General features: G+C 68.7%; 12 protein-coding genes and 1 pseudogene. 8 read left to right on the forward strand and 5 right to left on the reverse strand.

The annotated features are described in order from the left end of the window. Together ITI46_RS10850 and ITI46_RS10855 are read right to left on the reverse strand one after the other, a co-directional pair. Positions 1–1,019, reverse strand: a 1,019-nt coding sequence (locus tag ITI46_RS10850; protein ID WP_307808126.1) for an AfsR/SARP family transcriptional regulator, incomplete at its 3' end; no start/stop codon positions are given. 245 nt (positions 1,020–1,264) lie between these two features. Beyond that, the gene (locus ITI46_RS10855) at positions 1,265–3,664 is read right to left on the reverse strand and encodes an asparagine synthase-related protein (RefSeq protein ID WP_209239259.1); all 2,400 of its coding nucleotides are present in this window, start codon (positions 3,662–3,664) and stop codon (positions 1,265–1,267) included. Between the two features lie 1,421 nt (positions 3,665–5,085). On the opposite strand from ITI46_RS10855, the gene ITI46_RS10860 reads away from it, so the two are divergent. The 5 genes from ITI46_RS10860 to ITI46_RS10880 all read left to right on the forward strand — a co-directional run bounded on the left by ITI46_RS10860 (position 5,086) and on the right by ITI46_RS10880 (position 13,967). Beyond that, entirely contained in the window at positions 5,086–6,624 is a 1,539-nt protein-coding gene (locus ITI46_RS10860; protein WP_209239260.1) for an NsdA family TPR-like regulatory protein, read from the forward strand. Between the two features lie 121 nt (positions 6,625–6,745). After that, a complete protein-coding gene (lhgD, locus tag ITI46_RS10865; protein ID WP_372451901.1) occupies positions 6,746–7,990 on the forward strand; it encodes an L-2-hydroxyglutarate dehydrogenase in 1,245 nt (414 codons plus the stop codon). A gap of 57 nt (positions 7,991–8,047) precedes the next feature. Continuing rightward, positions 8,048–8,890 carry a tRNA (guanosine(46)-N7)-methyltransferase TrmB gene (trmB, locus tag ITI46_RS10870; protein ID WP_209239262.1) on the forward strand — a complete coding sequence of 281 codons (843 nt, stop codon included), beginning with the start codon at positions 8,048–8,050 and terminating at the stop codon, positions 8,888–8,890. Between the two features lie 478 nt (positions 8,891–9,368). Then, positions 9,369–10,694, forward strand: coding sequence for a PrsW family glutamic-type intramembrane protease (locus ITI46_RS10875; protein WP_209239283.1), 1,326 nt, complete (start codon positions 9,369–9,371; stop codon positions 10,692–10,694). 147 nt (positions 10,695–10,841) lie between these two features. Beyond that, positions 10,842–13,967 (forward strand): DEAD/DEAH box helicase, encoded by a 3,126-nt coding sequence (locus tag ITI46_RS10880; protein ID WP_209239263.1) that lies wholly within the window; start codon positions 10,842–10,844, stop codon positions 13,965–13,967. A gap of 26 nt (positions 13,968–13,993) precedes the next feature. Here ITI46_RS10880 and ITI46_RS10885 read toward each other — a convergent pair whose 3' ends face one another. Next, positions 13,994–14,404, reverse strand: coding sequence for a (deoxy)nucleoside triphosphate pyrophosphohydrolase (locus tag ITI46_RS10885; RefSeq protein WP_209239264.1), 411 nt, complete (start codon positions 14,402–14,404; stop codon positions 13,994–13,996). Between the two features lie 207 nt (positions 14,405–14,611). Here ITI46_RS10885 and ITI46_RS10890 point away from each other — a divergent pair, with 207 nt between their 5' ends. Beyond that, on the forward strand, positions 14,612–15,853 hold the full coding sequence (locus tag ITI46_RS10890; RefSeq protein ID WP_209239265.1) for a helix-turn-helix domain-containing protein: 1,242 nt from the start codon (positions 14,612–14,614) through the stop codon (positions 15,851–15,853). A gap of 703 nt (positions 15,854–16,556) precedes the next feature. Further along, positions 16,557–17,030, forward strand: a complete 474-nt coding sequence (locus ITI46_RS10895) for a PPOX class F420-dependent oxidoreductase (RefSeq protein WP_209239266.1) — start codon at positions 16,557–16,559, stop codon at positions 17,028–17,030. Positions 17,031–17,062: 32 nt separating this feature from the next. Here ITI46_RS10895 and ITI46_RS10900 read toward each other — a convergent pair whose 3' ends face one another. Together ITI46_RS10900 and ITI46_RS10905 are read right to left on the reverse strand one after the other, a co-directional pair. Further along, positions 17,063–18,010, reverse strand: a complete 948-nt coding sequence (locus ITI46_RS10900; protein WP_209239284.1) for an aldo/keto reductase — start codon at positions 18,008–18,010, stop codon at positions 17,063–17,065. 32 nt (positions 18,011–18,042) lie between these two features. After that, a complete protein-coding gene (locus ITI46_RS10905) occupies positions 18,043–19,287 on the reverse strand; it encodes an RNA-guided endonuclease InsQ/TnpB family protein (protein WP_209239267.1) in 1,245 nt (414 codons plus the stop codon). Positions 19,288–19,336: 49 nt separating this feature from the next. On the opposite strand from ITI46_RS10905, the pseudogene tnpA reads away from it, so the two are divergent. After that, a pseudogene (gene tnpA, locus ITI46_RS10910) lies at positions 19,337–19,737 on the forward strand (IS200/IS605 family transposase); the annotation flags it as partial. Between the last annotated feature and the right edge of the window lie 23 nt (positions 19,738–19,760).

The following is a 19,760-nucleotide window of genomic DNA, read 5'->3' on the forward strand; positions in this document are numbered from 1 at the left end:
GGGTGTGATGCGGGGGACGGGTGTGATGCGAGGGAGGCGGTCGATGCGGCGGACACGGGGGACCCAGCGGAATCCGCGGCTCCGGAAGTCCCGCGGGCGGAGCGCTCACCCGGAGAGGGCCCAGGTGCGGGGCGGGCGTCCGCGGTCACCGTGCCGGACACATCGGGCGCGGCGCCGGAGCTCGGCACGCCCGCGGCGCCTGAGCTCGGCACGCCCGCGCCGCCGGGGCTCGGCACGCCCGCGCCGTTCGCGGGTGCGGGCGCAGCTGCCGGTACGCCCGCGGCCAGCAGCTCGGCGTGCAGGGCGCGCAGTTCGGGGCCCGGGTCGGCGCCCAGGCGGGCCGCTATGCCGCGGCGTACGGACTCGTAGCCGGCCAGCGCTTCCGCCGTACGGCCGCTCTCGTGCAGGGCGCGCAGATACAGCGTCTGCAGCGGTTCGTCGAGCGGGTGTTCGGGCGCCAGTTCGCGCAGCTCCGGCAGCACCCGCGCCGCACGGCCGAGGGCGAGGTCGGCCGTGAGGCGGCACTGCAGCGCGGTGTGCCGGAGCGCTTCGGCGCGGGCGGCGACGCGGGTACGGTCGGGCAGGTCGGCGAGAGCGGGGCCGCGCCAGAGGGCGAGGCCCTCGCGGAGCAGGTCGGCGGCCCGTTCGGCGTCCCCGGCCTCCAGGGCGCGCTCGCCCTCCGCCGCCAGGCGTTCGAAGCGGATCAGATCGACCTCGTCCCGCTCCGGGTCGACCCGCAGCCGGTAGCCGCCGGGCAGCGATTCGACGGCGCCCTTGCCGAGGGTCCGGCGCAGCCTGCCCACCAGCGCCTGCAGCGCGGCCTGCGCCTTCTCCGGCCGCGCGGCGGGTTCCGCGTCCGCCCACACCTCGTCGATCAGTGTGTCCGGAGAGGTGGGGGCGCGGTTGCGGGAGCGCAGCGCGAGGGCGGCGAACAGCGCGCGCAGCCGCTGGCCACCCAGCGGGAGGGGCCGTCCAGCCTCGTCGCGGGCCTCACTCGCCCCCAGGATCAGATACCGCACGGCCCCATTGTCCCCGGGTCGGCTGACACCACGACGTGCTTTTTAGCGGCATGGGGGCTGCGCTTGCACACCCTGCACCCTGGGGGTACCCCCTGCTCGAAGAGCTTGGGGGAGCAGACTGCCCAAGCGCAGCTGGGGGGAAGGAAGACGCGCCCCGAAGGGGCGCGGGGAACTGCGCGACCAGCCAAGACGAACCCGCAGCCTGCAAGGCACCGCCAGGGGCACCCCCTCCCCAGCAGCACAGATCACCCCGCAGCAGGCGGGAGGATCCGTTCGTAGCGGGCGTCCGGATGGACGCCCGCAGCCGCGGCCCGGTGGCGCGGCGCCCCCGAACCGATCCAGCAAGTGCCGCGCCGCGCCAGCAGACGGCTCAGCCACAGCTCCATCGAGACCAGGTCGGCGATGCCCTCGACGGGCAGCTGCTCTCCCCTGGCGACCCGCTGGATGGCCTGGCGTACGACACGCGCCTCCACCAGCCCGGCCTCCGCGAGCAGCGGCGCCCGGAAAAGCTCCAGCAGTTGCTCGGCGGCCAGCCGCACTCCCGCCCGCAGCGCGGCATGGTGGGTGGCGTGGGTGGGGGCGCCCCAGCCGGGCGGCAGTTCGTGCACGCCGGCACCGGCGAGGGCGGCACGCAGTATGGAGGCGCGCGCCCCTGGACGTACGCGCAGCGCTTCAGGCAGCTCCCCCGCCGCACGGACAACCTGGTTGTCGAAAAACGGGGCGTGCAACCTCTGGTTGCGGATCTCCGCAGCCTGTTCGAGTACCCGGTGGTCCGCCGCGGCGCGGGCGAGCGCGGCTCTGGACCGCCGTTCGCCGGGCCGCTCGATGGAGGGGCGGGCCTGTGCGGCGGCCTCCAGCCGCAGCGAGACCTCCGCCAGCGCCTCTCCCGTCAGCCAGCGCGCGGCCGGTCCTGGCCGACACCAAGTGAGCGCGGCGACCGAGGCGTCCACCGCGCTGTCGCCGCCCTCCGGATACGGCGCGAATGCGGCAGCCGTGAACGAACTGTCGCGCAGCTGCGCCGCCGCCTCCACCACCCCGTCGCGGTAGGGCGTACGCGCCAGCCTGCGCGCTGCCCGGTAGACGGTGACGGGCACCAGCAGCGAGCGGCCCACGAGCTGGCCGCCGGACTCTCCCTCGGCGCGGGCCAACGCGGCGACGGGCCGCACCAGATGGCGGCGGCGCCGGTCCAGCAGCAGATCGGCCAGGCGGGCGGGGTGCGCGTCGATGACTTGGCGGGCGCCGGAGCCGAGAAAGTGGTCGGAGCTGCCCGCGCCGAGGCGGTGCCGGTGGCGTTCCGCGGTCACCAGGGAGGGGCCGGGCTCGTCGGTGAGGGGGCCGTTCTCCAGGTCCGCGTAGGGCAGCGTCTCCTCGCTGCCGGTCACCACGACATGGCGCAGCCGCGGGTTCTCCGCGATGGCGTGCGCGCGCTCCAGTTCGGCCAGGTGACCGGCGACACCCGCGGAGTCGTACCGACCGGTGGGTACGCTTCCCGGGGTCCCCTCGGGGTGCGCGGCGCTGCTCAGCGTGAGGTCGTTGAACGTCACCGCCAGCAGCCGCTCGCCCGCGCTCGCCGCGCCGGAGCCGAAGACGGTGCCCGGCGTGCCGGGCAGCCCGGCGGCGAGCAGCGCGAGAGTACCCGAAGCCGGCCCGCCGGACAGGTCGGCGCCGACGCCCGGCGCCGGACCGCCACGCGCCCGCTGCCGGTCGGCGGGGCCCATGCCGGGCACAGGCCCCGGATCGCGTTCGGCGCGCACATCGCGTACCTCGCGTACGCCGACGTCATGTTCGGCCGCGTGGCGGGGCGCGGTGAGCCGGGCCCGTACGGCGTCCACGAGCGCGTCCCGTACACCCGCGACCGCCGCCTCCGGGTCGGCGGGCGGGGCGCCGACGACGAGCGAGGCGGACGACTCGTAACCGGCGATCTCCCGGCTGCCGCCGTCCCGGACGATCAGCGCGTGCCCCGGCGGCACCCGCCGCACTCCGCGGTAGGGGGTGCCCTCGCCCAGCGCCTCGGGCGCGTCGGGGCAGGCCAGCAGCGCGGCCAGGTGCCCGAAGTCCAGTTCGGCCTCGGTGAGGTCGGCGAGCGGCAGCGCGGCCGTCGCATAGGCGGTGCCGCCGGCCCAGGGAACGTGGAAGACGGGGCGGGCGCCCGCGAGGTCGGCGGCGATGGTGATCCGGCGCCCCACACAGGCGACCGCGGTGTAGCTGCCGGGCCACGCGGTCAGATGACGGAAGGCTCCGCCACGCGCGGCCACCAGGCCGAGGCGCAGCTCGTCGTCACTGGCGCCGCAGCAGCCGAACACCGCGATCCGGTGGCCCGGTTGGGCCTCGACGACCCGGATCTCGTCGGGCCGCCAGTCGCCGACGGCCCACAGCGGATCGGGGCCGCCCCACAACACCTGTGCGCCGACGGGCTGCAGGACTCCGTCGCTTCCGTCGGGGATGTGCGCGGTGTGCTGGGCGTATCCGTACGGGCCGTAGGAGTCGTACGGGTCACGGGGGTTGTACGACCCACCGGAATCACGGTCGGCGTGGGGGTCGGCGGAACCGGTGGCCGGGTGAGGTGAGTCGGCGGTGCTGCGGGTGGATCCGCGACGGCGGTCGGGCGTTGCCGCGGCGCTGCTCCACCCCACCAACCAACGCATCGCCGCCTGCCTTCGCGTCACTCCGCCGCTGTCTGCCACCCCCGAGGCCGGCGCCCGGTGCTGCGGGTGCCTGCCGCCCCGGAAACCGCTGCCGTTGCGGCTATGGTGCCACGAGAGTGGCGCACAGGAGGCGTGTAAGGGGCGCATACCTCAGCTCGTTACGCCGCCCTTCTCGCACCGCCGAGCGCCCCAGAAGGACCGCTGCGGGACCGCTGCGGGACGGCAGCCAGATCGCTGCGGGACCGCTGAAGGGGCGCCGAGTTGCCGGATCGTCCGCGGCATATACCACTGGCGTCCGCACCCGGCACCGCACACGCGACCGATGTCATTCGGCCAAATATGGACGGCCGCCGCACCCCCGTGACAGCGGTCTTGCCCCCTCCCGACGCAACAGCGAACGGACGGCGTATTGAAGGCAACCGGGCGAGTGCGACAGCCGGGCACGATCCGCCCGGGGCCGTGTGCGCGGTCGCGTGGGCCCGTCGCACGCGCGGGGCACAGAAGCATGGGAGGGGGCACTCGGCAAGCCGTGTTCCGGACGTGACCGCGTCCGGGCGCCGACCGCACGGCCGGAGCCGAGGCGGCGCTGCGGCCCCGCATCCCGGGCGAGGGAGCGGGGCGGCATGGGGACGGTGACACCTGAAGCGGGGACAAGTGCCGTGCCGGCCCTGTGCGTTCCGGCGGAGCGCCGTCGGCCGCGAGACGCCTGTGAGAAGGGTGCCCGAACGATCTCCGCACCCGCCTTGGCACCCGTCTCCGTACCCGGCTCCGGACTCGTGCTGTTACTGACGGAAAGGCCACGTCCGCCCCGGTGCCGCGGCCCTTCCGCGCTTCTGGGCGAGGGCTCGGTGCAGGCTCGGTACGGGCTCGGCGCGGACTTGACGCGGGGCGTCTGCGACGCCGCCTCCGCGTGGCTCACCCGGCGGGCGGAACCGCGCCTTCAACCTCGTGCCGGCCCCGTCCCGTTGCCGGGCCGGGAGGGCGTTGCGCACCTCCCGGCCCGGACCGCCGCCCGCGGGGAATGAGACGGCGGTGTCCCCCAGCCCACTGATCCTTTGCAGCGGGCCGACCCACGCGACTCCCATCGAACCCCTCCCTCCTTCGGGTCCGGCAGGCGCATGAGTGGGCGCACGGCCACACACCCGGGGCACAGCGACCCGCGCCGCAGAAGTCGTACGTCCCGTGTACGGCGCGCACGATTCCGGCCGCTGCGCGCGGGGCAGTATGGGAGTGGCACGTGACCCCCGCACGTACACGCGTACGGACATAGATCTCGCCATCCGGCATGACGCCTCTTAACGGTCGGGATGCGGCGAACTACGCTGTGTTCGCAGTGCTTTCCGCGCCGCGCAGTGCGCAGTGACGGGAGGGGGCCCCGCGCCAGAGCCGCGGGGCGGTCGTCGGTGTGGTCAGGGGTGCGCATGTCCAGGGAGTCACGCGGGCCGAATGAGAAGCTCGGCACCGTCCTCGCCCTCGCAGGAATCAGCAACGCCGGACTGGCCCGACGGGTCAACGATCTGGGGGCCCAACGCGGCCTCACTCTTCGGTACGACAAGACGTCGGTGGCCCGCTGGGTGTCGAAGGGGATGGTGCCGCAAGGAGCGGCGCCCCACCTCATCGCGGCTGCCATCGGCAGCAAGCTCGGCCGTCCGGTGCCACTGCACGAGATCGGTCTCGCGGACGCCGATCCGACCCCCGAGGTCGGGCTGGCCTTCCCCCGCGACGTCGGCGCCGCCGTCAAGTCGGCCACCGACCTCTACCGCCTCGATCTGGCGGGGCGGCGCGGCGGCGGCAGCATCTGGCAGTCCCTCGCCGGCTCGTTCGCCGTCAGCGCGTACGCCACCCCGGCATCGCGCTGGCTCATAACCCCGGCGGACAGCTCGGTCGCCCGCCATGTCGAGTATCTGGAGGGGTCGCACCCGTCCGGCGACGGGACCGCAGCGGACGCCGCGGCGAACGGCGGGCTCGATGCCCTCGCCGAAGGGCGGCTGCGCGACGGACGGGACGGACGGGACGGAGACCCGGAGGGGGGCGGCACCCCGCTGCGCGTCGGCCACACCGACGTCTCCAAGCTGCGCGAGGCCGCTGACGAGGCCCGTCGCTGGGACTCGAAGTACGGCGGCGGGGACTGGCGTTCGTCCATGGTCCCCGAGTGTCTGCGGGTGGATGCCGCACCGCTGCTGCTGGGCGCCTACACCGACGAGGTCGGGCGCTCCCTCTTCGGCGCGACCGCCGAACTGACCCGGCTCGCCGGATGGATGGCGTTCGACACCGGCCAGCAGGAGGCAGCGCAGCGCTACTACATCCAGGCGCTGCGGCTCGCCCGCGCCGCCGCCGATGTGCCTTTGGGCGGCTATGTCCTGGCCTCCATGTCGCTGCAGGCCACCTACCGCGGCTTCGCCGACGAGGGCGTCGACCTGGCGCAGGCGGCGCTGGAGCGCAACCGTGGGCTGGCCACCGCCAGAACGATGAGCTTCTTCCAGCTCGTCGAGGCCCGCGCCCACGCCAAGGCGAACGACGCGCAGGCGTGCGCCGCCGCGCTGTCCGCCGCCGAGAGCTGGCTGGAGCGCTCCCGGGAGGGCGACGCCGACCCCTCCTGGCTCGACTTCTACTCCTACGACCGGCTCGCGGCCGACGCCGCCGAGTGCTATCGCGATCTCAAGGCGCCGCGCCAAGTGCGCAGGTTCACCGAGAAGGCGCTCTCCCAGCCGAAGGAGGAGTTCGTCCGCTCGCACGGGCTGCGGCTGGTCGTCTCCGCCGTCGCCGAACTGGAGTCGGGGAACCTGGACGCGGCCTGCGCGGCCGGGGTGCGTGCCGTGGAGGTCGCGGGGCGCATCTCCTCCGCGCGCACCACGGAGTACGTCCGTGATCTGCTGCATCGCCTGGAGCCGTACGGGGACGAGCCGCGCGTCGCCGAGCTGCGCGAACGCGCCCGGCCGCTGCTGGTGGCTCCGGCGTGAGGGCTCGCGGCTCTCCGGGGCCGAGGGGGCACCAGGCTCCGGCGTGAGTGGAAAAGGTGCAGGCTGGGAAGGGGCGTGAGGCGGGGAGGCAACTGAGTCGGGGAGGCGGAAGCAGTTCATGATGGGGGACGTGTCCTCGACGTCCGGAAGACTCGACTGCGACGTGCTCGTGATCGGCGCGGGCATCGTCGGCCTGTCCACAGCCCATGCCCTCACCCGCCGGGCGCCCGGCACCCGGGTCACCGTCCTGGAGAAGGAGCCAGGCCCCGCACGGCATCAGACCGGGCGGAACAGCGGCGTGATCCACAGCGGCATCTACTACCCACCCGGCTCCCTCAAGGCCAGGTTCGCGCTCAAGGGCGCGGCCGAGATGGTGAAGTTCTGCGCGGAGTACAGCATTCCGCACCAGGTCACCGGCAAGCTGATCGTCGCCACCGAGCACCAGGAGCTGCCCCGGCTGCACGCCCTCATCCAGCGCGGCAGACAGCACGGCATCCCGGTACGTGAGCTGGGCCCGGCGCAGATCGCGGAGCACGAGCCGTACGTACAGGGACTCGCGGCCATCCACGTGGGGACGACGGGTGTCGCCGACTTCGCCGCCGTCGCCGGCCGACTCGCGCAGCTGGCGCAGGACGCGGGCGCCGAGGTGCGGTACGGCGCCGCCGGCCAGGTCACCGCGATCGACCGCCGCCCGGGCCGCGGGGTCGCCGTCCGGACGGCGGACGGGGCGGTGGTGCGGGCGCGCGCCCTGGTCAACTGCGCCGGGCTGCACTGCGACAGCATCGCCCGACTTGCCGGAGATGCCCCGCAGGCCCGCATTTTTCCGTTCCGCGGCGAGTACGCGGAGCTGGCGCCCGAGCGGGAACATCTGGTGCGGGGGCTCGTCTACCCCGTACCCGACCCGGCGTTCCCCTTCCTCGGCGTCCATCTGACCCGCGGCGTGCACGGCGGCGTGCATGTCGGCCCGAACGCCGTGCCGGCGCTGGCCCGGGAGGGCTACGCGTGGCCGGCCGTACACCCCGCCGAGCTGGCCGGGCTGCTGACCCACCCCGGCACCTGGCGGATAGCCCGCCGCCACTGGCGCTACGGAGCCGGCGAGGTGCGGCGCTCGCTCTCCCGCCCGGCGTTCGCCGCCGCCGTACGGCGTCTGCTGCCCGAGGTGACGACGGCGGACCTGCGCCCCGCGCCCGCCGGGGTACGGGCCCAGGCGGTGCTGCGGGACGGGACGCTCGTCGACGACTTCCTCTTCGCCGAGGGCCCGCACACCATCCATGTCCTCAACGCACCCTCGCCGGCGGCGACCGCGTCCCTGCCCATCGGGAGGGAGATCGCGCGGCGGGTGGCCGGGGTGCTGGGAGAGGGCTGAGCGGCGCCCTGGACGCCTTGGCCGCGGCCGGCCACGTCCCCGTAAAATTGAACCATCGTGTCCGAAAGCAAAGACTTCCCTCAGAACGACCAGTCCACCCGCGACGCCGGTGGCGACTCCGCCCGCGATGCCGGTGGCGACGGCGGCGTGCCGGCGCCGCGGACGATGGCGCGGATGTTCCCGCCCGGGGCCGGGCCCTCGCCCGACCCTGCCGGGTCGCACCACGAGCGGCGTATCCGCAGCTTCCAGCCCCGTCGCAGCCGGGTCACCAAGGGCCAGCGCATGGCGCTGGAGCGGCTGTGGCCGCGCTGGGGGTTCGACGTGGACGGGCTGCGGAAGCTGGACCTCGGCGAGCTCTTCGGCGATCCGGAGCTGCCCGTCGTGCTGGAGATCGGCTTCGGGATGGGCGAGGCCACGGCGCGGATGGCCGCCGCCGACCCGGCCACCGGCGTACTGGCCGTGGACGTCCACACCCCGGGCCAGGGCAACCTGCTGCGCCTCGCCGACGAGCAGGGCCTGGCCAACGTACGGGTGGGCAACGGCGACGCGATCATCCTGCTGCGCGAGATGCTCGCCCCCGACTCGCTCTCCGGACTGCGGATCTACTTCCCCGACCCGTGGCCGAAGGCCCGCCACCACAAGCGGCGGCTGCTCCAGCCCGAGTTCCTGGACCTGGCGGCCGGGCCGCTGCGGCCGGGCGCGCTCGTGCACTGCGCCACGGACTGGGAGGACTACGCGGAGCAGATGCTCGAAGTGCTCAGCGCGCACCCGGAGTACGAGAACACCCAGCAGGACGGCGGTTTCGCGCCCCGCCCACAGAACCGTCCGCTGACCCGGTTCGAGGGGCAGGGGCTGGACAAGGGGCACAAGGTGCGGGACCTGCTCTTCCGGCGCCGCTGAGGTCGCGCCGTCCCCGATGGCCGAGGCGCTTCGGCTCCCGGGCCGAGGTTGTGGCGGTGCCGCCGCGTACGTCACCCACACTGGTTACTGTCGATGGGTGCATGACGAGGCAACCGGCGCCCCCGGCGCGCCACCGAACCCCAGGACGCCCGGGCCTTCCCACGGCCCCGCGCCCGTACCGCCGCCCGCACGTCCTGGCCGCCCGGAGAGCCCTCAGGACCGGGTCCCGGAAGCGGAGCGAGCCGGTCCGTGGCTCCAGGAGGGTACGCAGCCGGTTCCCGGCGGTACGCCCGCGCCTGCGTCACCGCCTCAGCCGGTGACCGGGCACGACCCGGCGCCCGCCAACCCGTACGCCGTGCCGGACCCGTACGCACCCGCGAATCCGTCGCCGTACGCGCCGGCGGGTCCGGCTCCGTACGCGCCCCCAGCGCCACCCGGGCCCGGTGCCGTCCCCTCTGCAGGCCCGCGCTACCCGGAGATGGCCGCGCCGTCGGACCAAGGGGCGTACCGGGCGCCGTACCCCGCCAACCCGTCCCCCATGGAGCAGACCGGGCAGGATGGCTCCGGATACGCCATGCCCGCGCATCCGGTGCCGTCCTGGTGGCAGCGGAACCAGCGCACGCTGCGCGCCACCGCGGTGATCGTGCTGCTCGCCCTGTGCGGGCTGATGATCCTGGCGCTGGTACGCGAACAGACCGGTACGCAGGGCCTGCTGGTCGGATTCGGGCTGGCACTCTTTCCGGTACCGCTGCTGCTGACCGCGTTCCGCTGGCTGAGCGCGCCGCTGCCGGCGCCGTGGCGTACCCACCTGTTCGCCTTCGCGTGGGGCGCGTGCGCTGCGACGCTGGTGGCGATCCTCGCCAACGGCTTCGCCACCGACTGGCTGGCCTCCTCCGTCGTGGTCGACTCCCCGGACCAGGCGGACACGGTGGGTGCCATCGTCGTCGCCCCCGTTGTCGAGGAGACGACCAAGGCGGGCGCGATCCTGCTGCTCTTCCTCTTCCGCCGCCGGCACCTCGACAGCGTCGTCTCCGGCATAGCCGCGGCGGGCATCACCGCCGCCGGCTTCGCGTTCACGGAGAACATCCTCTATCTGGGCACCGCATACGGGGAGGACACGGCACTGGCCCCGGACAGCTTCACGCGCTCGGCGACCGCCGGAACATTCCTCATCCGGATCATCTTCGCGCCCTTCGCGCACCCGCTGTTCACGTCGATGACGGGCATAGCCTTCGGCATGGTCGCAGCCCTGCCACGGCGGCGGCGCACCCTGCGCTGGGCGCTGCCGCTGCTGGGCTGGTTCACCGCGGTGCTGCTGCACGCGATATGGAACGGCTCGGCGTCCTTCGCCAACTACACCTTCCTGGCGGTGTACGGCCTGTTCATGATCCCGGTGTTCGGCGCGCTGACCTGGCTGGCCATCTGGTCACGCCTGTACGAGCTGCGCGTGGTGCGGGAGACGCTGCCCGCGTACGCCGCCGCGGGGTGGTTCAGCGAGCCGGAGCCGTGGTCCCTCTCCTCGATGCGGGCGCGCTCCATGGCCCGCGCGATGGCCCGCCGCAGCCACGGCCCGGAGGCAGCCCGCACCGTCGCCACCTACCAGCACGACGCCACCGCCCTCGCCCTCCTCCGCGCCCGCGCCGACAACGGCGCCACCGCCCCCGACTTCGCCACCCGCGAGCACGAACTCCTCCAACACCTCTGGACCAACCGCCCCCTCTCGGGCCCCCCGACCACGAGCGCGGCGCTGGCCTTGAGCCGGCCGGTGGGGCCGCGGTGGGTGGGGTATCCGCCACCGCGGTGAGAGCTATCAACTAGCAGGTCCCCCTGCTGGGTTGCGTGCACCCTTACGAGCTACTGGCAGCGTCACCTTCGGGTTGACGCAATCAGACCCCCTTGTCGTACCCCGCTGGTACAAAGTTCAGCAGAACGCGCGGCCCAGAGGGGGGACATGTCCGACTCGCATAGCCAGGACCAGCCGATCGCAGGTCTCTATGAACAGTTGATCACCGAGCAACTCGAGGCTCGGCTGGAGAACTTGCGAGACAAGGGGTGGGCAGCGGAGGTAGCACCAGTTACTTCGGGAACGGCACCGCGCATACTGGCGAGGCATATCGCCGACACGATAGAGAAGAAGTTCGCTGAGCTCTCATCCCTTGAGCGAGTCCTCTACAGCAACCTCCTGCTGAAGCGTCTCAACGACGACGCGCCTCCTGAGGGACTGCTCACCGAAGCCCACCCTCGACAGTTGCTCGCGCTCAGTGCGGAGCCTGATGGCTTCCCTATCCCACGTCCCAGCACCCCCATGGCAGAAGCGACGCTCATCACCAACCGGCAAGATGCCATGACATTGGGCGAAGAGCTGCGAAACGAGATCCTCTCAGCCGACGCCATTGATCTCCTCTGCTCTTTCATCAAGTGGCCAGGCGTTTTCCACATTAGGCCCGCACTGCGTGCCGCCAAGGAACGTGGTATCCCGCTTCGCATTCTCACCACAACCTACATGGGGGCAACCGACCCGAAAGCCATCGATCGACTGGTTCGTGATTTCGGGGCGGAGGTTCGCATCAACTACGAATCCTCAGGCTCTCACGTACACGCGAAGGCGTGGCTCTTTCATCGCAAGACTGGCTTCCATACCGCGTATATCGGAAGCTCGAACCTGTCAAAATCCGCGCTTAGCACCGGGCTCGAATGGAATGTGAGGGTTTCTCCTGCCTCGGCCCCGGGGGTTCTCGACACCTTCAGGGATACTTTCGCAGAGTATTGGGAGTCGGGAACGTTCGAAACCTACGATCCAGACACCGATGGGGATCGCCTTTCGGCTGCAATCCAAAAGCGCAAGTGGATTCCTATCGGAAAGACGCAGACGCCCTCAGAGAGTATGGCGCCGCTGCCACACCAGATGGACATGCTTGAGCGGCTCAAGGCAGAACGTGAGGTACACAAAAAGACAGGTGCCCTGCTTGTAGCCCCAACAGGCACAGGAAAAACAGTCATGGCCGCACTTGACTACAAGTCGCTATGCAAGAAGAAGGAAGAAAAACCTCGGCTACTCTTCGTGGCACACACGAAGGAAATCCTTGAGCAATCGCTCGCGACCTACCGAAAAATCCTCGGCGACAGCACGTTTGGAGAGCTTCACGTAGATGGCCACAAGGCCGTCGAGCGAGAGCATGTCTTCGCCAGTATTCAATCCTTCAGCAACGCGAGATTTCTAGAGTCCTTCGAGCCCGCGTACTTTGACGTTCTCGTCATCGATGAGTTCCACCACTCGGCGGCCAACACCTACAAGAAGGTGATCGAGCGCTTTCATTCGGAAGAGCGCATACTGCTAGGACTCACTGCAACGCCAGAACGGCACGACGGTGAAAACGTACATGACCTGTATTTCAAAGGTCGTATTGCAGCTGAAATGCGCCTCTGGGAAGCGCTCGACAGCAACCTCCTCAGCCCGTTTCACTATTACGGAATCGCTGACGACTCCGCGCAATTTGAGCACCTACGCTGGCGAGGAAGCGGCTACGACAGCAAAGAGTTGACGCAGGTACTCCTGGCGACAGACGAACACGCACGACTGGTCTATACGGAGGTCTACGATAAACTCGTTGATCCCACGTCGATGCGAGCACTCGGATTCTGCGTCTCCGTGGAGCATGCTCGCTTCATGGCGGACTACTTCCAGCAGCAGGGTCTAAACGCTAAAGCGCTCGATGGAAGCACACCCTCAGCTGAACGAGAGTCAGCATTTGCCGGCCTGCGCAATGGAACAATCCAAGCGCTCTTCGCTGTCAACCTGTTCAATGAAGGGTTGGACATCCCAGACGTCGATACACTGCTCTTCCTTCGACCGACTGAAAGCGTTACCGTCTACCTTCAGCAATTTGGGAGGGGTCTACGCCGTCAGCCTCAGAAGGAGTTCCTCACTGTTCTTGATTTCGTCGGGCATCATGGGCGCAATTATGACTTCGAGGCGCGTCTTGCCGCAGTGACTGGACTTCGCAAGGGCCGACTCATTAAGGGAATCGAAAACGACTCTTATGGGCTCCCTGACGGATGCGAGATCATCCTAGATCGCAAGTCCAAAGACTTGATCATCAGTAATATCAAAGCGCGGCTTAACTTCCCGCAAATCGTCAAGGAGGTGAAGAAGGATCAGCCAGAATCCATCGCCCAGTATCTCGAAAGTAGCATGCGAGATATCGCCGATATCTACCGCAACGGCAACTCGTGGACGAAGGCACGACGGGATGCCAAGCTCCTCACTGAGCCTGCGCCGGAGGGCGAGGAAAAGCTACTGAGGCGCATGGCAAAGCTTCTCCATGTAGACGACCCCGAGCGCGCTGACGCCTACCACTCTCTCTTGAGCCTGGATGCGCCTCGCTACGATGAGCTCTCGGCGACCCAGCAGCTTTACGCTCGAATGCTGATCCTCAATCTGTGGGATGCGGGATCACGGGATTCGGGATTCTCCTCGTATCAAGAGGCGCTCGATCACCTCGCAGGCCAGCCCTTCGTTCGAGCAGAAGCGCGTGAGATTCTAGAGTACGGCAAGAGGCGTATCGAGCACTCACCTATCTGTCTGGATCCGCCCCGTGACCAACTGCCCCTCCGAGTGCACTCTACCTACACGAGGGCGGAAGTGCTCACGGCAATTGGGCAGACAGCCTTTACTGGCCCCTGGCCCTCGCAATCCCAGTCTGGTGTTGAGTGGTGCCAAGAAGCCAACGTTGACATCTTGTTCGTTACCTTGGTGAAGAAAGAAAAAGACTTCACAGAAGACACCCGCTACAACGACTACGCGATCGATGCTCGACTTTTCCACTGGGAGTCGCAGAAGGACACCGCCCCGCACACGAAGAGCGGGATTCGCTACCAGACTCATAAAGAGTCCGGATCAGACGTGTTCCTGTTCGTCCGAAAGTACATTAACAACGAGGTTGGCGCGGCCCCGTTTACATTCCTGGGACCGGCTGAATATGTGAGTCACGCCGGGGAGAAGCCCATGCAGATCAACTGGAAACTGCAACATGATGTGCCGGGAGAAATCTTGTCCTACTCCCCTACGCACACATAGGAAAACGGCACCTCAGCGGTCTGGAGTCACGTCGTTCGGTCCAAACGGCGCACTACCTCTTCCACGAACGGTAGGTCTTGCTCCAGCCAATCCACGTCAAATGCCTGCTCAGGGGCGAGCCAACGCAGTTCATCATGATCCTGCAAGGGCTGAGGCTCGCCCTTGAGTAGAGGCGCCCACCAGGCGTGCAAGACAAGGTCCGACTTGAGCTCCCACTCACCCGGGAGACGGCCCAGAGCCTCGACCTCGACTCCAAGCTCTTCCCGCAACTCCCGTACCAGAGCCTCTTGGGCTGACTCTCCTGGCTCAACCTTCCCGCCAGGCAACTCCCACCGACCCGCAAACTCCGGCGGGGCCGTCCGACGCGCAGCAAGAAACCGGCCCCCGTCAATCACTGCCCCTGCCACGACTACACGCTTGGCGACACACTCACTCATGTCTGCCAGCCTATGGCTTCCCTGCGCCTGCCTGCTTCGGTCTCCGAGAGCACGGGTGATCCACTCAGGGGTGGGCGTGCGATGGCTCTGGTCACCTCTGAGAGCGCTGCGGTGCGGTGGCCTGCAACTCGGCTACGTATTGGGGGCTTTGGCTGATTGGTGGTGCCCGGCAGGGCATACGCTGGGAGGTGAGGGGACGGTGATCTCATGTCCACAGGCTTGGCAGACAACATCAGGAAGCACCGCCGCGCGGCCGGACTGAGTCAGGAGCAGCTCGCCCATGAGGCAGAGCTGTCTGTGGGCGTCGTTCGTAAGTTGGAGCAAGGTGGAGATGCGCGGGTGGAGACGTTGCACTCGCTCGCCCGCGCGCTTGGTGTATCCACTTCTGCTCTGTTCGCGACTGAAGCGCCGAAGTCCGTACTGGGCCCTCAAGATGAGGCAAACCGCCGCTACCTCGCCGAGCTACGAAAAGCGTTGATGCCTGCTGTCGGCATTGCCGCACCGCTGGCTGAGCCCGCCGAACCTGCGGAAGTGTCAGCTATCCACAGGAAGGTCCGGGAGGGTCATGCCCTCTACTGGGCAGATCAGTACGGAGCCGTAGCGAAGCTACTTCCGGCGCTTTTGCGAGATTCTGATGCAGCGATTTCTTCCCTGGAAGGGGAGGAAGAACAACGAGCAGTGATCGCGCGTTGTCACGCTCTTCTGCTGGCAGGAAAATACCTCACTCAGGTGAGGCAGTATGACATGGCGTATCTCGCCCTCAGTGAAGCGATCCGACTTGCTCGGGAGACGGGTCAAATTCTCACCGCGGCCACGGGCGTTGTAGGGCTGTGCTGGCTGCTGCTGAGGCAAGACCGGTTCGATGAAAGCGAAAAGCTCGCAGCTCTGACTGCTGACGAGATCGAACCCCGAATGTCTGAGGCTTCGCCGGCGCGATTGGCAGTGTGGGGCGAGCTCTGGTTGCGAGTCGCAGCAGCGTCCGTTCGCAACAACCGGCCCGACCTCGCCCAGGAAGCCCGGCGGATGGCGGCAACAGCAGCCAGCGCGCTGAGCACCGAGGACTCGACCTTCCCGAATCACTGGGGTGGCTTCGGCCCTGTGACGGCCGAAGTAAAGGCAGTGGAGGACCTCTCCGTCCTTGGCGACGCCCGCGGGGTGCTTCGGCGTGCGGACGATGGGCTGTTGGGCGCGAAGGCCGTGCGCAACTTCGGCAAGCCGACTGCACCCAATTGGGGTCGTCACCGTCTAGACGTTGCGCGCGCCCATCTCACCCTCGGATCGCATCAAGATGCAATGGACGAGTTGCTGCAACTGCGTCGCACCTCTGGGGCGTGGATAACGCACCAACCGATGGCACGGTACGTCATGGGGGATCTGCTCAAGACGCGTAAGCGCACTCTCACCCAAGATATGCGCAGCATGGCCGCTTACCTCGGCGTCACAGGGTAGCTACCACGGAACGTAGCAACTGGCGCTCTTCGGACACGGAACTGCTCTTCTTTGTACGTCGCATGGGCGCCTACCTCCCTTCTACGCTCGTCCCATCTGGGAACAGGAAGGGGCTTCAGTGGAGCGAAGAACGGAAAACGAAAAGCAGCGACCCCGAGGTCGGACGGGCGCATCAACGGACCCGCCGCTCCGTCTACTGCCGTGGGAGGAAGACGGAAAGCCGTGCTATTTAAGCTCGGATGGTGACGGCATCATTTCTCGGGTAGCTGACGACATAGAGGCCGTACAGCTGAACATGGCGCGAGAAATCGTCAAGGCAGCTCTTCCAATTCTGCACAATCCTCTGTCGCCGCACGGTGAACTCCGGTATGCCGGTCTCCGGCTCTCGGAGTGCCTTGTCGATGCAATCAGGGTTGCGGACAGCCGTGGAGGACGTATTCCCGAGATTCTCGAAGGGCAGCCTGACGAGGATGGCCAGGTGAACTCGTCCTCATCTGGACAGTGAGCAATTCTCAGTCATTGGCTGGTCACGGTGAGAGGAAGAGCCCGCACCTTGTGAGCCCCACCCGGCCTTGGAGGTATCGGCCGGGCGGGGCTCACCGGAAGTGATGCGCGGTGTACCCCGGATGAGCACGTCCTCAAGCTGCGTCATGGAGCATTGGATTGCCAGTCCCTGAAGGCAGAACACTCCAGGAGGATCCTCATGACCGGCACCAGTGACGCAGGCGGCGCTGAGCAGAATGCCGAGCGGGCCGAGGACGCGCTGCTCGAGTTGTTGACCGAGTACGACCGGGGGGTGTTGGTGACGTTGCGGCGGGATGGGAGGCCGCAGTTGTCGAACGTCAACCACGCTTTCGACGCCCAGAAACGCCTGCTCCGGGTCTCCGTTACCGCTGATCGTGCCAAGGCGCGAAATCTGAGGCGGGATCCGCGGGCCAGTTATCACGTGACCAGTGCGGATGGGTGGGCGTGGACGGTGGTGGACGGGATGGCGGAGTTGACGCCTGTGGCGGGGGATCCGCGGGATGCGACCGTCGAGGAGCTGATCGAGGTCTATCGGGCGATCCGGGGTGAGCACCCGGACTGGGAGGAGTACCGGGAGGCCATGGTGGCGCAGCGGCGGCTCGTGGTGCGGATCGGGGTCGAGCGGGTGTACGGGCAGCCGGGCCGGGGGTGAAACCCCGACCCGGCCGGTGGGCCCTGGGAGGGTTACGCCGAGGCGTCCGTCAGGAGGCGGAGTTCGTCGTTGGTGAGGCGTAGGTCGGCGAAGGCCATCAGGGCCGGGAGTTGGTCGACCGTGCGGGCGCTGGCGATGGGAGCCGTGACGGTCGGCTGGGCGGCGAGCCAGGCGAGGGCGACGGTGGCCTCGGAGACCTGGTGCGCGTTGGCCACGGTGGTCAGCGCCGCGAGGACCCGCTGGCCGCGCTCGGTGGCGAGGTACTGGGCCGCCTTGCCGGTACGTGCCCCCTCGGGCGCGGCCTCGCCCGGACGGTACTTGCCGGTCAGAAAGCCGGAAGCCAGCGCGTAGTACGGCAGCACGGCGAGGGACTCGCGCTGGGCCAGTGCCGCCGGCTCTCCCTCGTAGGTGTTTCGCGAGACGAGGTTGTAGTGCGGCTGCAGCGCGACGTACCGGGCCAGGCCCTCCTGGTCGCTGAACGCCAGCGACTCGGCGAGGCGGGACGGCGAGATGTTCGACGCGGCGATCTCGCGGACCTTGCCCTCTCTGACGAGGTCGTCGAGTGCGCCGATGATGTCGGAGACCGGCACGGACTCGTCGTCGAAGTGCGTGTAGTAGAGGTCGATGCGGTCCGTCTGCAGCCTGCGCAGCGAGTCCTCGCAGGCGGCCTTGATGGTGGCAGGGGCGAGGCCCATGTGGTCGGGGTGGCGGGCGACCTTGGTGGCGATGACGACGTTGTCCCGTACGGACGAGCCGCGCGCGGCGAGCCATTCGCCGATGACCGTCTCGGACTCGCCGCCCTTGTTGCCCTCCACCCAGGCCGAGTACGCGTCGGCCGTGTCGATGGCGTTGCCGCCGCCGGCGGTGTAGGCGTCGAGCACGGCGAAGGACGTGGGCGTGTCGGCCGTCCAGCCGAAGACGTTGCCGCCCAGCACGAGCGGTGAGACGGACAGCTGTCCGATCTTGTTGTCGGCATTCATCTGCATGCCGCGACCTTGACGTGCTCCCTGGCCTAAAGTCCAGGGATTCCGGCCCGGGTCGTGTAACCCTTCCGGAGGCTTCCTGCTTCACCGCGCTGTGCGGGCACGGGTGCCCGTCTTACCGACGCTCCACAGGCGTTTGGTGTCTCCGCTCGTCCGGCGGCGACGATTCGGCGTCCTTCGAACAGGACGTTGCGGGCTGCGTTGTGGTCGCGGTCGTGCACCGTGCCGCATGCGCCGCACGTCCACTCCCGGACGTGCAGGGGCTTGGGGCCGTCCCGGAATCCGCAGGCCGAGCAGACCTGAGAGGGCGGGAAGGCACGGTCCACCTTGGCGAAGGTGCGGCCGTGCTTGACCGCCTTGTACTCCAGCATGCCGACGAACGCGGACCATCCCGCGTCGTGCACAGACTTGGCGAGCCGGGTGCGACCGAGGCCGGACACCGCGAGGTCTTCCACATACACCGCTTGGTTGTCGCGAATAATGCGTGTGGATGCCTTGTGGTGCCAGTCCCGGCGCCGGTCGGCCACCTTGGCGTGCTGGCGTGCGACCTTGATGCGGGCCTTGGCCCGGTTCTTCGATCCCTTGGCCTTACGGGACAGCTCCCGCTGAAGACACCCCAGTTTCTTCTCCGCCCGGCGCAGGAAGCGCGGGCTGTCGATCTTCCTGCCGTCGGACAGGACGGCGAAGGCAAACAGGCCGAGGTCGAGACCGGCGTCGGTCTCCGCCTGGGGGAGGATGTCCGGCTCGGCGTCCACGACGAAGCTGACAAAGTACCGGCCGCAGCTGTCCTTGGTGACGGTCAGGGACGTGGGTGCGGCCGGAAGCCTGCGGGACCAGGTGACCTTGAGGTTGCCGACCTTGGCCACATACACCGTGCCGTTGTCCTGCAGGGTGAAGGCGTTGGTGTTGAGGCGGATCGACTGCCGGGTGTCCTTCTTCGACTTGTAGCGGGGAGGGCCCACCTTGCGGCCGGGCCGCTTGCCTTTGAGGCTGTCGAAGAAGTTCTTGTAGGCGGCATCCAGGTCCCGCAGCGACTGCTGCAGGACGACCGCCGACACGCCGGCGAGCCATGCGCGTTCCTCGGTGCGCTTGGCCTGGGTGATGCGAAGCCGGGACAGCTCGGCCGACGTCACATACGGCAGCCCCGCCGCGTGCGCTTGTTTCCGGTCGCGCAGACAGTCGTTCCACACCACGCGGGCGCACCCGAACGCACGCGCCAGCGCACGGCGCTGCGCGGCGTCCGGGTAGGCCCGGTAGTTGTAACGCAGCTGCATGAGCATGATCCTACGAGCGATTTGCCCCGTGGGGGGCGAAACGACTACAGGCGTGGCAGACACGTTCTTTCGGCGATGCATGCGCTTGCTCTGCGAGGACTTTGAGGCGGAGCTGAAGGAGTTCAACGGCGCATGCGATCACGTCCACCTGCTGGTGCTTCCCCAAGCTCTCAACTCCGTTCGAGCAGGGGAGGCCCCATCCCGCCCAAGGTCGCCGTCTCCAAGCTGGTCAACAGCCTCAAGGGCGTCTCCGCCCGCCGGACACGGCAGGAGTTCACCGGCCGGATCAACCGCGCCATCACGCATGGGCATCTGTGGTCGCCCTCATACTTCTCCGCATCGTGCGGCGGCGCACCGTTGGCGATCGTCCGCCAGTACATCGAGCAGCAAGAACGTCCGCTCCAACGTGCACGTCAGAGCAATCTTGAGACGCATTCATCCCCGGCGTGAACGCCGGGGCTTTCTGCCAGAGT

Origin of the sequence: Streptomyces oryzae, assembly GCF_017676365.1 — a bacterium.
Lineage (GTDB): Bacteria > Actinomycetota > Actinomycetes > Streptomycetales > Streptomycetaceae > Streptomyces > Streptomyces oryzae.